A 15,505-nucleotide genomic window follows, 5' to 3' on the forward strand; every position below is an offset into this window, starting at 1 on the left:
AAAAAGAGAGCAAATATTCACTTGCCCTCTCCCTTATTCACTTAAATATGTTGCACATTTTTTTGTTTCGCTAATTCGTCAACAACTAACGTTACAAGATCTACAACACGACGAGAGTAGCCCCACTCGTTATCATACCAAGCAAGTACTTTCACTTTACGATCACCCATTACCATTGTAGATAAACCATCAATAATAGCTGAGTGTGTATTTGTATTAAAGTCAATAGATACTAAAGGCTCTTCGCTGAATTCTACAATGCCTTTTAACGCACCGTTTGCAACAGTTTTAAACGCATCGTTAATAGCTTCAACTGTCACATCACGTTTTACATCTACTACTAAGTCAACAAGAGACACGTTTGGCGTTGGTACACGAAGTGCCATACCATGAAGTTTTCCGTTTAAGTGCGGAAGAACTTTTGCAAGCGCTTTCGCCGCACCTGTCGTTGTCGGAATGATTGATTGTCCGCAAGCACGTGCTCTTCTTAAATCTTTATGTGGGTTATCAATATTTTTTTGGTCATTTGTATAAGCATGGACAGTTGTCATTAAACCGTTTTCAATTCCAAATTGCTCATCTAACACCTTAACAACAGGCGCTAAACAGTTTGTTGTGCAAGATGCATTTGAAATAACAGTATGTTTTGTGATATCTAATTGGTCTTCGTTCACACCAACTACAATTGTTACATCTTCATTTTTACCAGGCGCTGTTAAAATAACTTTTTTCGCTCCAGCTTCAACATGAAGAATTGCTTTTTCTTTTGAATTAAATTTACCAGTTGCTTCAATTACAACTTCAACACCTAGATCTGTCCAAGGCAATTCCTTTGGATCGCGGTTGTTTAAAAGGCGAATCATTTTTCCATCAACTAATAAGTGATCTTCAAATGCTTCTACTGTTCCGTCAAACTTGCCGTGAACTGTATCATATTTAATTAAATGTGCTAACGTTTCAGATGGATAGCTTGCATTGATTGCTACAATTTCGAATGCGCTTTCTTTTATTGCCTGACGAAATACCATTCTCCCAATACGTCCAAATCCATTAATTGCCACACGAGTCATAATATGTTATCCCCCTTGAATGCGTTATACTATTTATCTCCAATCCCAATAATAGTATAACACAAAAAGGGGATATGTCACTAAGCATTTTCATTAATTTCACAATTTTTTAGTCAATAATGTTCCAATTCTTTAAAATCACCTGTAATTGTGTTTTCGTTCCCATAATTGTGCCATCATTATTTATCACTTCATCTGCATTCTTCACTTTTTCTTCTAACGGCATTTGAGATTGAATACGAACTGTTGCTTCTTCTTCTGAAAAATTATTTCGTTTCATTAAACGTTCTAATTGCGTATGTGGCTTAACTGCTACAACTAAAACGCGGTCAACGAGACTTGTTAATTTACTTTCAAATAAGAGAGGTATATCTAACACAACCGCTTGCATACCTTCCTTTATGTACTTTTCCTTTTGCCTATTCATTTCCTCACGCACTGCAGGGTGAACAATTTTATTTAACTGCAATCGTTTTTCTTCATTATAGAAAACGACACTTCCTAATTTCGGTCGATCCAATTCTCCATCTTCTTGTAATACTTCCGTTCCAAACACTTCTACTATTTTGTTATATGCTGGTTTTCCTCGCTCTACAACTTCCCTTGCAATAATATCCGCATCAATAACTGGTATACTCAGTTCACGAAACATGTCTGATACCGTACTTTTCCCGCTTGCAATGCCTCCTGTTAATCCAATTACTACTGTCATCATAATCCGTTGCCATAAACTTATAAAAATCTATAAATTTTGTTTATTTCCCTGTTCTACGTGTCCGATTTTGCAGAAAGCTACTTTCGTTTGACCTAACACTCCGAGGGCGTAAATTCGGATACAACGAATCCTACATATTAGCCGTAACTTTTTTGATATTAACTGGCTAATTCATACAGTGACAAATTGATAGCCGCATTTAAATCCCTATCCATTTCGTGACCACAAGTGCATTGGTATACACGGTCAGAAAGTTTTAGTTCTTTGTTGATGCTTCCACAATTGGAACACATTTTTGAAGAAGGATACCATGCATCAGCTTCTACAAATTCAATACCATATTTTTCACACTTGTATTGAATTTGTCTTTTGAACTCATATAAACACTGCTTCGCAATCGCTTTAGCTAGGTGTCTATTCTTCATCAGACCTTTCATATGCAACGTCTCCATCACAATACGAAATGGCTTGGTTTTCACAATTTCGCTCGTTGACTGATGAAGATGATTCTTTCTGATATTTGATAACCTTCTATGTAGTTGTCGTATCTCTTGTTCGATTTTTATAATGTTGCTTGTTTTGACAAAACGGTTTCCCTCCCTGTTCATTTCATATTTACGAGAAACTTGACGTTGCAACCTACGAAGGCGTTTCTCTGCCTTTCTTATCACCTTTGTTTTGTTGATATTTTTCTTTTTCTGACCATCAGAACAATATGCTAATTCTTTGATTCCAACATCTATTCCTAACGAAACAGCCGTTAACTTCTCTTTTGTAAACTCCTGTTCGATACTGACAGACAAATACCAATACTTACCATCAAAGCTAACGCGTGGATTAGAGTACTTCACCTCTTCAGGTAACTTTTCGGATGTTTTTACCCAACCAACTTTCTCAATCAAAACTTGTTTTTCTTTTACTTTTAACTTGATGTTATCGTTGTAGAAAGAGGGTTTTGATTTCCTTCTGCTTTTGAATCGTGGTTTATCAGCCAGCCCCTTAAAAAATCGTTTATATGCTTCACAAGCATCTTTGATTGCTTGTTTGGCTATATTATTCGAAACATCATACAACCAGGCATATTCTTCAGTCTGCTTCAATACAGTTAATTCTTTCCTTAAAAAACAGTCTGATATGAACTTTCCGCCATTCTTATAATTCTCCTCTTGCTTCGCCAGTGTCCAATTATAAGCCCATCTTGCCGTGCCAACAGATTTCCAAAGTTGCAATTCTTGTTCTTTATTTGGCTTGATTCTCACTTTCTTCGCAAGCATCACTTTCCAACAACTCCTTAACCATCTTCTTAGCTATATTTGCTCCTTCTCCTTGAAGATGGCAACTAGTTTACTCTGTCCTACCTACCTCTTTTACAAAATCACCAATTATTGAATATAATTTAAGATTTTTCACCCCATGAGGCTACTTTACCCTGACAATGGTTTTTTATCTATAAATATATACTTACCGTCCTCCCCTCCTCATAATAAAAGGCGCGAAACTAAAGTTCCACGCCCATACTTACATTTTCCAAATTCCAATAATAATGAGTAATACCCCAGGCAGGAATGTAAATTTTTGTAACCATTTCATATTTGATAAAACCGTTCCAAGTTTCATTCCAATAAATAAAAACAAAGAACTCATCACTGCAACTAATATCGCCATCATAGCAGGTGCATACCCTAATAAAGATGCACCAATTCCAGCACCGAACGAATCTATAGAAAGAGCGATACCAAGAAGTAACGCTTCTCCTGCAGAAATGGTGCCTGATTTATCAAAATCTGCAACAGTCGGTTTCCGCAAAATTTGAATCACTAGCCCGAGCGAAGCAATTTCTAATTTCCAAACCTTCTCCTCTTGCTTCGGTTCTTCTTTTTTCTCACTTCGAAAAAATTGGTATAATACCCAAATTCCTATTCCAATAAGGACAAGCCCACCGATACGCGTTGCGATAACAGGTGAAAATATTTTCGCGATCATATGTCCAATTCCCATTGAAACAAGCATAACAGCCGCTGAACACATTCCGATAATTATAATTGATCTTAGTGGAATTCTTACGCTTCTTAAACCATATGTTAGCCCTACACTACAGCTATCTAAGCTTAATGTAAAAGCTAATAAAATAAGAGATAAATAAAGGTACATCGGTAAGCGCCTCCCTTATACATAGCCCTGCTGTATGTATATGACAAATGCCTATCCGATGTTATCTCTTTTCTATATTCTCGGCTGACAAATCGGGCAGTAATGCGTTCCTCTTCCGCCGACAACTGTTTTTTCTAATATCGTACCGCAAGTAACGCACGGTTCTCCTTTTTTTCCGTATACATTTAGAAGTTCTTGGAATGAGCCAACTTGTCCTTGCGAGTTGATATACGTTCGAATTGTACTTCCGCCACGCTTCACTGCTTCACCTAACGTTGTAACAGTCGCCTCGTAAATTCGTTCAATTTCTTCTGCTGTTAATGACGAAGCTTCTCGTTCCGGATGAATTTGAGAACGGAATAAAACTTCATCTACATATATATTTCCAAGCCCTACTAAAAGACGCTGGTCTAATAATACGACTTTTATTTTACGATTGGTCTTTTGCAATCTCTCTTGTAAATACTGCGGTGTCAATTCAGCATCAAATGGCTCTGGACCTAAGTCAGCAAGAGGCATTTGATTCAATTCTTCACCTTTCTTAAAGAGATGCATCGTACCAAACTTTCTCACATCTTTATAATGTAGTTCAGTTCCATCTGTAAATAAGAAACGGACATGCGTATGCTTATCAATTGGCTCGTCCTCTTGATGCAGTAAAAACTTACCTTCCATACGCAAATGTGAAACAATAACATAATTCGTTACATATAAAAGCAAAAACTTTCCTCTTCGCTTTATATTTTCAATCTTCTCGCCTCTTAGCATTTCTTTAAAGATTTCTGCATCATCCGGTCGTTTTACTATTTTAGGATAGGTAACAATGACATCTTCAATTGTTTTTCCTGTCACAAGATTTTCAAGTGTCCGTCTGACGTTTTCAACCTCTGGTAATTCAGGCATTTCATCACTTCCTTATTTTGCGTCGTACCAAGTTGGACCGTAAGAATAATCAACTTTCAACGGAACTACGAGTTCAATTGCATGCTCCATTACTTCTGGTACAAGCTTCTCTAATTTTTCAATTTCTTCTTGTGGTGCTTCAAATATCAATTCATCGTGTACTTGCAGAAGAAGACGAGCTTGTAATCCTTCTTCTTCTAAACGATCTGCCATAATAATCATCGCTTTTTTAATAATATCTGCTGCAGTACCTTGAATTGGTGTATTCATAGCTGTACGCTCAGCAAAGCTACGTAAATTGAAATTACGACTCGTAATTTCCGGAATATAACGGCGGCGATTTAATAATGTAGCCACATATCCTTTTTGTTTCGCATCTTTTACGATGTCACTCATGTAATCTTGTACACCAGGGAAGCTTTCTAAATACTTTTCAATAAATTCCGCTGCTGCTTTTCTTGTAATTCCTAAGTTTTGTGAAAGACCATAATCACTAATACCATACACAATTCCGAAGTTAACAGCTTTCGCTTGTCGTCTCATATTTGAAGTTACTTCATCTTTTTCAACGCCAAATACATCCATAGCTGTTTTCGTATGAATATCCATGTCATGTTGGAACGCGTCAACTAGCCCTTTATCATTTGCAATATGAGCTAATACGCGAAGTTCAATTTGTGAATAATCTGCCGCGTACATAATCCATCCTTCTTCTGATGGAACAAATGCCTGACGAATCTTTCTTCCTTCTTCTAATCGAATCGGGATATTTTGCAAGTTCGGATCCGTTGAACTTAATCGACCTGTTTGCGTTAATACTTGATTGAAACGAGTATGGATTTTAGATGACTCTTCATGTACAACTTTTAATAAACCTTCAATATAAGTTGAATTTAGTTTCCCTAATTGACGATAATGTAAAATGTTTGGAATGATTTCATGACGATCCATAAGCTTTTCTAGTACATCAGCTGACGTAGAATAACCTGTTTTCGTCTTTTTAATAACTGGTAAGTTTAAGTTCTCAAACAGAATAACACCAAGCTGCTTCGGTGAATTAATATTAAATTCTGTTCCCGCAAGCTTATAAATTTCCTGTTCCATTTCCTTTAATCTACCTGCAAGTTCTTCTCCCATATTACGAAGACGCTCCGTATCAACTTTTACACCTTTTACTTCCATATCAGCTAATACACGCGCAAGTGGTAATTCTAACTCTGTAAACAGTTCATATTGCTCATTCTTTTGTAACTCTTCTACGAATGTTTGCTTTACATCATATAATACGTGCACTTTACGAGCTACATGCTCCGCTACTACTTCTAGCTCTGGAACAGCACGCTTCGCACCTTTTCCATAAACTTCTTCGTCGGATTTCACAGCATGTGTTTCTTTCATTTTTGCTACAGTACGGAAATCTTTATCCGTATCAGCCGGGTCAAGTAAATAAGCAGCGATTAATAGATCAAAGTCAATCCCTTGCATATCTATCCCGTTCCATTTAAGTGCAACGATTGCGCGCTTCGCATCAAATGTATGCTTTCTCATTTCTCCATCTGCAAGCCACTCTTTAAAGGCGTCTGACTTAAGAGCAATGTCTGTCTGAATAAAGTAACAGCCATTTTCATTTTGAATACCAAAACCTTGAATGTCCGCTCTATGATAGTTATCTTCTTGTACTTCAACGATAAGCGCACTATCTTGCTGAAGCATTTCTTCTGTAACTTCTTCCACAATATCAAATGTAATATCATCTAATTCAGCTGGAGTCGTTTCTTCTGGCGTAACACCTAATTTATTTAAAAGGGATGTAAATCCTAAATTCTCGAACATCGGAATCACATCACTTGCTTCATACCCTTTATACTCCATATCATCCACATGCACTGTAATCGGTGCATCTGTAATAATAGTTGCAAGATCTTTACTCATAAGAGCTTGATCTTTATTTGCTTCTAGCTTTTCTTTTAATTTCTTCCCGCTTACTTGATCTATATTTTCATACACTGCCTCGACCGTTTCAAACTGTGTTAACAATTTAATCGCAGTTTTTTCGCCAACTCCTGGTACACCTGGAATATTATCTGACTGGTCTCCCATTAAACCTTTCATATCGATAATTTGCTTTGGTGATAAGCTGTATTTCTCAAATAAAGCTTCTTTCGTATATTCATCCACTTCTGTAATCCCTTTGCGAGGAATACATACGAGTGTATTCTCTGAAACAAGTTGCAGTAAGTCTTTATCTCCTGAAATAACTTTTACATGAAACCCTTGTTCACTCGCTTCTTTCGCTAACGTCCCCATAATGTCATCCGCTTCATAATTTTCTAATTCATAACGCGGTACGTTGAATGCATCAAGCATCTCACGAATAAACGGGAATTGCTCTGATAATTCAGGTGGAGTCTTTTGACGTCCTCCTTTATACTCACTATACGTTTTATGACGGAATGTCGTTTTACCCGCATCAAACGCTACTAACATATGCGTTGGTTTTTCTTCCTCTAATATTCTCATTAACATCATTGTAAAACCGTAAATTGCGTTCGTATGTATACCTTTGTCGTTATTTAAAAGCGGTAGTGCAAAGAAAGCACGATACGCGATATTATTACCATCTACTAATACGACCTTTTTTTCCAAACCAGAAACCTCCCCATACAAATTTGAAATGATTTTTTTCACAGAAAAAAAACCGTTCCTTTCTTCTCTCTATATTAACATGACTAATAGAGAGAAGAAAAATAACGGCTATTTTCTATCATATATACAAACGTTTACTAACATAAAAGGGAAGTGACGAGAACAGCATAACTATTCTCGTCCAAAATTACTCCTTGGATGAAGGGGTTTTCATGTATTATATTAACAGACCTTTATTAATATTTAATTAAGCCATTGTTAATATATTGTAAACATCCTTCATCCTATTTTTCAGTTGCTGATTTTGGTAAAACAACTGTAAATGTTGTCCCTTCCCCAACTTCACTATCCACTGTAATCGTACCGTGATGTGCCTCAACTAAATGCTTTACAATCGATAATCCAAGGCCTGTACCACCAGTATTTCTACTTCTCGCTTTATCCACTCGGTAAAAGCGTTCAAAAATACGCGGAATTTCATCTTTACTAATACCAATTCCCGTATCCAATACTTTTATATAAGCATTATATTTATCTTCTGCTAATTCTACAGAAACAACGCCTCCAGCCGGCGTATATACGATTGCGTTATTCATTAAATTAATAAAGATTTGCTTCAAACGACTTGGATCTCCAATGACCGAGACTCCTTTTAGCGCATTTACTTGTAAAGAAATTTCTTTTTCTCCTGCTTTGTTATCAAGCACCATATGAATGTCTTCAAGAAGTCCCTTCATATCAACGGTCCCCATACTCAATTTAAATCCTTGTTGCTCAATCTTTGATAAATCTAATAAATCTTCAATTAACCCTTGCATGCGTTCACTTTCTTTTAAAATAATGTGCAAGAAATGTTCGCAGAATTTTTTATTATCCATCGCTCCGTCCAAGAGCGTTTCTGAAAAACCTTTAATAGAAGTAATCGGTGTCTTTAGTTCATGAGAAACATTCGCTAAAAAGTCTTTTCTCATTTGTTCTAATTTCTTTAGCTCAGTAATGTCATGGAATACAAGGACAATCCCTTTCCATTCATGGTTCGTCCCGATAATCGGTGCTCCATATACTTCGAAATGCTTTCGCTCAATTCCAAGCGGCAATAACATTTGTTTACGCACTTTCACTTCTGTCATAAAGATTTCTTCCACAAGCTCTATAATTTCTGTATGATGAAACGACTCATAATATAAACGATCTAAATATTCTTCATCTGTTACGTGGAAAGTCTCCTTATAAGAACGGTTTACAAGGTTTATATAACCGCGGCTATCAATTAAAATCATTCCGCTTCCCATATTTTCAATTAACGTATGCAGACGATCTTGTTGCATTTCTTGCTCAAGTGTCATCTCTTGTAAATTACGGGCTAAAATATTAATCGCTTTACTCAGCATTCCCGTCTCATCTGAATGACTTTCATAAGCGCGCGCTTTATAATTTCCCTTCGCTAATTCGATAGCCACTTTCGTAACGGATTCAATCGGCCTAATGTATTGCCCTGTAATTTTCATACCTAAAAATACGACTACGAGACAAGCGATAACAAATCCGATAATTAATAATCCCCACGTTTTTTGATGAACAGATTTCAAAGGCTCAATTGTACTTTTCACCAAAATGTACCCTTGTTTCCCTGCCACATCTTGAACGAACACCGCATGGTAAAATTCATTATTCTGATCTGTTTCTTTCGTAATGACTTTATTTCTTTGTTTCGTTGTTTCAGAAGTAAGTTCTTTAATTATCCCTTGGCTAAATGCAGACTGTTCTCCGCCGCTATATTGAACTTTCTTTTTTTCATCTACAAATACAATAGAAGCCTGTATTTTTTCTTCTAACTTTTCAAATACATATGGATTTTTTAAAACATCATCAAAACCCTGTTCTTCTGCTAATACCGCAACATACTCTGTCTCTTTTACCATTCTCTCTTTGGCATGATCTATATAGTAGTTTTCAAACACGGTTTCCAGTAATAAACCTAGTCCAACTAAAATAAAAACAATAAGAGAAACAAATGTAAAAAGAAGCCTGGAACGAAATTTATTCATCCCCTTTTGGCTCCTCTAATTTATATCCTAAACCACGTATCGTTTTAATGTACGTCGGTTTTTTCGTATTTTGTTCAATTTTATCGCGCAAATGGCTAATATGAACGTCAACAATTCGTGTATCACCAGCAAAATCATAGTTCCATACAGCACTTAATAATTGATCACGTGTCAACACGCGACTTTTATTTTTCGCAAGATAAACAAGTAGTTCAAATTCTTTTGGTGTTAATTCAAGCTTTCTTCCTTGGAAATAAGCCTCATAAAATTCCGGCAAAATTTTAAGTTCAGCAATTGTGATACTCTCTTCATCTGAAGCTTCTTTAACTTGTTCTTCTTGTTGTAGTTTCGTGCGGCGTAAAATTGCCTTCACACGCGCAACAACTTCCCTTGGGCTAAACGGCTTCGTCATATAATCATCTGCCCCAAGTTCAAGACCTAGCACCTTATCAAATTCATCATCTTTTGCTGTTAACATTAAAATCGGCGTCATAACGCGCTGCAATCGTAATTCTTTACACACTTCCATACCATCCATTTTCGGAAGCATTAAATCTAATATAATTAAATCTGGGCGTTCTGTTGTCGCTTTTTGAAGCGCCATTTCTCCATCCATCGCTGTTATAACTTCAAACCCAGCTTGTTGTAGATTAAATTCAATTAAAGTTAAGATAAATTCCTCATCATCAACTACTAAAATACGATTGTTCATTCTTTTCCTCCAAGTTATAGACTTGAAACCTTCTTCATCCTAGTATTTTCCCCGTTATTCTCATCATACTAGAAAACAAGGTCCCTCTCAATATAATTGTCTATACATGGAGCTCATTTGTATCAAACTGAGGAAAATAGAAGTAATTACAGCTCACCTTCAGCTACACAGGATTTTGCCAAACTTTATAGATTGCTCTCTCTTTTTTAAAGCTCACTTCCGTATGAACTGTAAAATCTTGATTTTGCGCTAGGAAAAACGAAAGAGCATACGCTATTTTATAATCTGGTGTTTCATATCCATCAAATACTCTCCCGTACATTTCATTCACGATTGAATCTGCCCATACTTCAGATTCTCTTATCGTTTCAAAAATAATGTCTTCTCGCTTCCACTTCATCTTAAAAAACCACCCCTTTCATTGACTTCAATCACCAATAAATATATCATTAATTTAAATATATAAATAAATACGATTTGGAGGCTATTATGCGGATATTACTACCTATTTTAACTTTATTAGCAACATGTTTCCTTACTTTTAATGTACCGAGCTGGGATACGATTACAACAGGTTGTTCAGAATTTGCTGAAGGGTTTAAAGAGGGATTCTTCAACTAAAAATAGCGCTAGCCCCCTTATAGAAAGGTATGCTAGCGCTATTCATATTTTTACTTTTTAAAAATTATCTAATGCTTTTTCCATAATAGAAACTGATTTAAAAGGCGGCGTTACTGTTAAAGAACCCTTTACAACTGTTTCTCCTTTTTCATCATGAGCAGATACAAACATATCAATTGTATGCTCCTCCTCAGAAACAGCCACAACTTCAAAGTGGATTTGTAACGTTTCATAATGGTGAACATGCTTCACGAACGTAAGGTCCTTCCTAGTAATATGACTACCTGGACCTGGTAAATATTTCGTAACTGCCGTTGTAATCATTCCAGTTAGCATAATGCTTGGTACAATCGGCTTTTCATACGGAGTTTGGGATGCGTAATCATGCTGAATATATAATGGATTGGCATCATTCGTTAACCCTAAATACAATAACAAATCTTTATCCTCAATTTTTTCAGTGATAGATAGTTTCTCTCCTACTGTAATTTCATCCATTTTACGACCAATTTGAACTTTTTTCTTTAACATGTTACAACCCCCTCCGATTTTTTCACCTTATTATCCTACTAAAAGGGATACCTTATCCGAAATTTACTATGATGAGGGCAATATATAGTATAATTCTATAGTTTCATTATAGGATACACCAAATGATAGCGTTTTCATGTTATTTCAAAAAAACATTTCAATAAATAGTAGAAAAAGATTCGGGGCCCCGAATCTTTTTCCGCTTATATTTAATTATTAAACAAGAACTTTCATAACATTACGTACAGATTCTACAGAGCGATCTAACGCTTCTTTTTCATCTGCAAGAAGTTCTAATTCAATAATTTTTTCAATTCCATTACCACCTAGAATTACTGGTACCCCTAAGTAAAGGTCACTATAACCGTATTCACCTTCAAGGTACGCAATAGCCGGTAATACACGGCGTTGATCTTTTAAGATTGCTTCTGTCATTTCAACTAAAGAAGCTGCTGGTGCGTAATATGCACTACCGTTTCCTAATAAGCCTACAATCTCGCCGCCACCTTTACGGGTACGTTCTACGATTGCTTCTAAACGCTCTTTCGGAATTAACGTCTCTAACGGAATGCCACCTGCATAAGAATAACGTACAAGAGGTACCATATCGTCACCGTGTCCACCAAGAACAAATCCTGTAATATCTTTCACAGAAAAGTTTAATTCTTGCGCGATGAATGTACGGAAACGAGCTGTATCTAATACGCCCGATTGACCGATAACACGCTCTTTCGGGAATCCTGCTTCTTTAAATACAGAATATGTCATTGCATCAACTGGATTTGTTAATACAACAATAATCGCATTTGGTGAATGTTTTGCAATGTCGCGCGTAATACTTTTCATAATTTTAGAGTTTGTTGCTACTAAGTCATCACGGCTCATACCAGGCTTACGCGCAATACCTGCTGTAATAACGACAACGTCAGAATCAGCAGTATCTGCGTAATCAGATGTTCCAATAATGTTAGCATCAAAACCTTGTACTGGGCTCGCTTCTAACATATCTAACGCTTTCCCTTTTGTTGGATTTTCCAGTTGTGGAATGTCCACTAATACAACATCCGCAAGTTCTTTTTGTGCTAATAAGAATGCTGTTGTTGCTCCTGTAAATCCTGCACCGATGACTGAGACTTTCTTGCGTTTGATTGTCATAATTTACCCCCCGCTTTAATTATGCGTTTTTGATTATCGCTACATCCATGTTTTTAATAAGTTCATTAGCGAACTCAGAACATTTCACTTCTGTTGCACCTTCCATTAAGCGTGCGAAATCATAAGTTACTACTTTTGAAGCAATTGTGTTCTCAACTGAAGCAGTTACTAATTTCGCAGCTTCGTTCCATCCTAGGTGCTCTAATAATAATACACCAGAAAGAAGAACTGAAGATGGGTTTACTTTATCTAAACCTGCATATTTTGGAGCTGTACCGTGTGTAGCTTCAAAGATAGCATGTCCAGTCACATAGTTAATGTTTGCACCTGGTGCAATACCAATTCCACCTACTTGTGCAGCAAGTGCATCAGAGATGTAGTCTCCGTTTAAGTTCATTGTTGCAACAACATCGAACTCACGTGGACGAGTTAAAATTTGTTGTAAGAAGATGTCTGCAATAGAATCTTTTACGATGATTTTTCCAGCCACTTCAGCGTCTGCCATCGCTTTATTCGCTGCATCTTTACCATCTTTCTCAACGATACGGTCATATTCAGCCCAAGTAAATACTTTGTCGCCGAATTCTTGTTCCGCTACTTCGTAACCCCAGTTTTTGAAAGCACCTTCTGTAAATTTCATAATGTTTCCTTTATGAACTAATGTAACAGAAGAACGTTTTTCGTTAATTGCATATTGAATTGCAGCACGAACAAGACGCTTTGTCCCTTCTTCTGAGATTGGTTTAATACCAATACCAGAAGTTTCTGGGAAGCGGATTTTATTAACACCCATTGCTTCTTTTAAGAAAGCAAGAACTTTTTCTGCTTCTGGAGATCCTTGTGCATATTCAATTCCAGCATAAATGTCTTCTGTATTCTCACGGAAAATAACCATATCAGTATCTTCCGGACGTTTTACAGGTGATGGAACACCATCAAAATAACGCACTGGACGTAGACATACATATAAATCTAATTCTTGACGAAGTGCTACGTTTAGAGAACGAATACCACCGCCAACTGGAGTTGTAAGTGGACCTTTAATCGCGATTAAATATTCACGGATTAAATTTAAAGTTTCTTCTGGTAACCACTCGCCTGTTTGGTTGAATGCTTTTTCCCCTGCAAGCACTTCTTTCCAAACGATTTTCTTCTCACCATCATAAGCTTTTTCAACTGCTGCTTCTAGTACACGAGATGCAGCTGCCCAAATATCAGGACCAATTCCATCTCCTTCGATAAATGGAATAATCGGATTGTTTGGTACATTCATAACACCATTAGTTACAGTAATTTTTTCACCTGTCGTCAATGTGATAACCCCCATGTTTGAAATTTCATATGTATGAAACTGAGGGAATAACCCCTCAGTTCAAACCGTTATTCAAATTAAAATATTCTAATCATTACGTCTTCCCGAAAAAATCAGACTTTTGAAAGCGTATTTTCACTATCAAAATAGTGTTTTTCGCTTATCGTTGTGCAATTGGAACGTACACTTGATGTGTTGGTCCATTATAATCAGCACGCGGACGGATTAAACGGTTGTTTTCATATTGTTCTAGAATATGAGCTAACCAGCCTGACATACGGCTAATTGCAAAAATAGGTGTAAATAAGTCATGGTCAATTCCTAAGCAATGGTATACAGAAGCTGAATAGAAATCAACATTTGGTGGAAGACCTTTTTCTTTTGTTACAATGTCTTCAATTTTGATAGACATATTATACCATTTGTCTTCTCCTAAAAGCACGCATAATCTCTTAGACATTTCGCGTAAATGTTTTGCACGCGGATCGCCCTGCTCATATACACGGTGGCCAAAGCCCATGATTTTTACTTTATTTTGAAGAGCATTATGAATATATGATTCTACATTTTCTTCTTCGCCAATTTCAGTTAACATCTTCATTACATTTTCATTTGCCCCGCCGTGAAGAGGACCTTTTAACGCACCGATTGCTGCTGTAATACCAGAATATACATCTGAAAGTGTAGCTACACAAACGCGTGCAGTAAATGTAGAAGCGTTTAATTCATGATCTGCGTGAAGTACAAGCGCCTTATCAAAAGCTTCAATTTCAACCTCATTTGGCTCGCGATCATTTAACATGTACAAGAAGTTTGCAGCTAATGATAAATCGTTTCTAGGCTCAACAACATCTAAACCTTTACGAATTCTTGCATAAGCAGCAACTAAAGTTCCCACTTGAGCCTGCAATTTAACCGCTTTCAAATAATTGGAGTTTTCATCCATATTTTCAGCGCTCTCATCGTATAATGATAGCATGGAAATTGCAGTTCGTAAAACAGACATCGGATGTGCGATTTTTAAATCTACTTGTTTCAAATATGTTAAAATCTCACCTGGAACTTTATAGTATTCCGATACAGTTTCTTTAAATTTCGCTAGTTCTTGTTCATTAGGAAGCTTGCGATGCCATAATAAGTACACTACTTCTTCAAATGTAGCATTCTCAGCTAAATCATCAATATTATACCCAACATAAGTTAATGTATCATCAATAATAGAGCTCACAGATGATGTTGTTGCTACTACCCCTTCTAAACCTCGAATAACAGTCATGACATTCTCTCCTTTTCCTGAAAATTCTCCCAACCTTGCTCCTTATATCTATTTGCTCCCCTTTTGAATTATGAACGCCCGTTCACTCTTTAGGCAAGCAAAATGCACGATCATGCAAATTTGTTGCGATGTTCCCCTCTTATGTCCATTGTCTACATGGAAAGCATGAGCGTGAATGTCTCCCCGAATCCTCACGCTCAAAACAACAAGTTAGTGAGGAAAAATAATTCCGAAGAGTTTTATGATAAAAACAACATAAAACAATATCATTATAAAATTGTTTTATGTTGTTTTTATTTTATCTGGTGTAAAGTCTCTGCTGTTATGTAACTTTTCAAAGTTTCTAATCCTATTATAAACAATTA

General features: G+C 36.5%; 14 protein-coding genes and 1 pseudogene. 1 reads left to right on the forward strand and 14 read right to left on the reverse strand.

The window, feature by feature from the left end:
• Positions 1-41 precede the first annotated feature (41 nt).
• The 10 genes and pseudogenes from KZZ19_RS22360 to KZZ19_RS22400 all read right to left on the reverse strand — a co-directional run bounded on the left by KZZ19_RS22360 (position 42) and on the right by KZZ19_RS22400 (position 10,645).
• Positions 42-1,070 (reverse strand): glyceraldehyde-3-phosphate dehydrogenase, encoded by a 1,029-nt coding sequence (locus KZZ19_RS22360; protein WP_000198973.1) that lies wholly within the window; start codon positions 1,068-1,070, stop codon positions 42-44.
• A 109-nt stretch (positions 1,071-1,179) separates the two neighbouring features.
• Complete coding sequence (gene coaE, locus KZZ19_RS22365) at positions 1,180-1,782, reverse strand: dephospho-CoA kinase (protein WP_088097949.1); 603 nt, start codon at positions 1,780-1,782, stop codon at positions 1,180-1,182.
• Positions 1,783-1,943: 161 nt separating this feature from the next.
• Positions 1,944-3,059 carry an RNA-guided endonuclease InsQ/TnpB family protein gene (locus KZZ19_RS22370; protein WP_237981719.1) on the reverse strand — a complete coding sequence of 372 codons (1,116 nt, stop codon included), beginning with the start codon at positions 3,057-3,059 and terminating at the stop codon, positions 1,944-1,946.
• Positions 3,025-3,123, reverse strand: a pseudogene (locus KZZ19_RS31220) (IS607 family transposase); the annotation flags it as partial. The gene KZZ19_RS22370 and the pseudogene KZZ19_RS31220, both read right to left, overlap by 35 nt.
• A 180-nt stretch (positions 3,124-3,303) precedes the next feature.
• The gene (ytaF, locus tag KZZ19_RS22375) at positions 3,304-3,936 is read right to left on the reverse strand and encodes a sporulation membrane protein YtaF (RefSeq protein ID WP_000281739.1); all 633 of its coding nucleotides are present in this window, start codon (positions 3,934-3,936) and stop codon (positions 3,304-3,306) included.
• Between the two features lie 72 nt (positions 3,937-4,008).
• The gene (gene mutM / locus KZZ19_RS22380; protein ID WP_237981687.1) at positions 4,009-4,839 is read right to left on the reverse strand and encodes a DNA-formamidopyrimidine glycosylase; all 831 of its coding nucleotides are present in this window, start codon (positions 4,837-4,839) and stop codon (positions 4,009-4,011) included.
• A gap of 12 nt (positions 4,840-4,851) precedes the next feature.
• Positions 4,852-7,485: a DNA polymerase I gene (gene polA / locus KZZ19_RS22385; protein ID WP_237981688.1), complete on the reverse strand. Its 2,634-nt coding sequence runs from the start codon at positions 7,483-7,485 to the stop codon at positions 4,852-4,854.
• A 284-nt stretch (positions 7,486-7,769) separates the two neighbouring features.
• Positions 7,770-9,533, reverse strand: a complete 1,764-nt coding sequence (gene phoR, locus KZZ19_RS22390; RefSeq protein WP_237981689.1) for a sensory box histidine kinase PhoR — start codon at positions 9,531-9,533, stop codon at positions 7,770-7,772.
• Positions 9,526-10,245 (reverse strand): two-component system response regulator PhoP, encoded by a 720-nt coding sequence (gene phoP, locus KZZ19_RS22395; protein ID WP_001065222.1) that lies wholly within the window; start codon positions 10,243-10,245, stop codon positions 9,526-9,528. The genes phoR and phoP overlap by 8 nt, the downstream gene beginning before the upstream one ends.
• A gap of 163 nt (positions 10,246-10,408) precedes the next feature.
• The gene (locus KZZ19_RS22400; RefSeq protein WP_237981690.1) at positions 10,409-10,645 is read right to left on the reverse strand and encodes a hypothetical protein; all 237 of its coding nucleotides are present in this window, start codon (positions 10,643-10,645) and stop codon (positions 10,409-10,411) included.
• Between the two features lie 89 nt (positions 10,646-10,734).
• Between KZZ19_RS22400 and KZZ19_RS22405 the strand changes: the two genes are divergently transcribed.
• The gene (locus KZZ19_RS22405; RefSeq protein WP_088097954.1) at positions 10,735-10,866 is read left to right on the forward strand and encodes a hypothetical protein; all 132 of its coding nucleotides are present in this window, start codon (positions 10,735-10,737) and stop codon (positions 10,864-10,866) included.
• A gap of 57 nt (positions 10,867-10,923) precedes the next feature.
• Here the strand turns inward: KZZ19_RS22405 and KZZ19_RS22410 are convergent, their stop codons facing one another.
• The 4 genes from KZZ19_RS22410 to citZ all read right to left on the reverse strand — a co-directional run bounded on the left by KZZ19_RS22410 (position 10,924) and on the right by citZ (position 15,173).
• Complete coding sequence (locus KZZ19_RS22410) at positions 10,924-11,397, reverse strand: MaoC family dehydratase (protein WP_237981691.1); 474 nt, start codon at positions 11,395-11,397, stop codon at positions 10,924-10,926.
• 216 nt (positions 11,398-11,613) lie between these two features.
• Positions 11,614-12,552, reverse strand: a complete 939-nt coding sequence (gene mdh / locus KZZ19_RS22415) for a malate dehydrogenase (protein WP_000153226.1) — start codon at positions 12,550-12,552, stop codon at positions 11,614-11,616.
• A 19-nt stretch (positions 12,553-12,571) separates the two neighbouring features.
• Complete coding sequence (gene icd, locus KZZ19_RS22420) at positions 12,572-13,864, reverse strand: NADP-dependent isocitrate dehydrogenase (protein ID WP_137036652.1); 1,293 nt, start codon at positions 13,862-13,864, stop codon at positions 12,572-12,574.
• Positions 13,865-14,024: 160 nt separating this feature from the next.
• Positions 14,025-15,173: a citrate synthase gene (gene citZ, locus KZZ19_RS22425; RefSeq protein ID WP_140392563.1), complete on the reverse strand. Its 1,149-nt coding sequence runs from the start codon at positions 15,171-15,173 to the stop codon at positions 14,025-14,027.
• Between the last annotated feature and the right edge of the window lie 332 nt (positions 15,174-15,505).

The sequence above is a fragment of the Bacillus thuringiensis genome (genome assembly GCF_022095615.2).
GTDB classification, from domain to species: Bacteria; Bacillota; Bacilli; order Bacillales; family Bacillaceae_G; genus Bacillus_A; species Bacillus_A cereus_AG.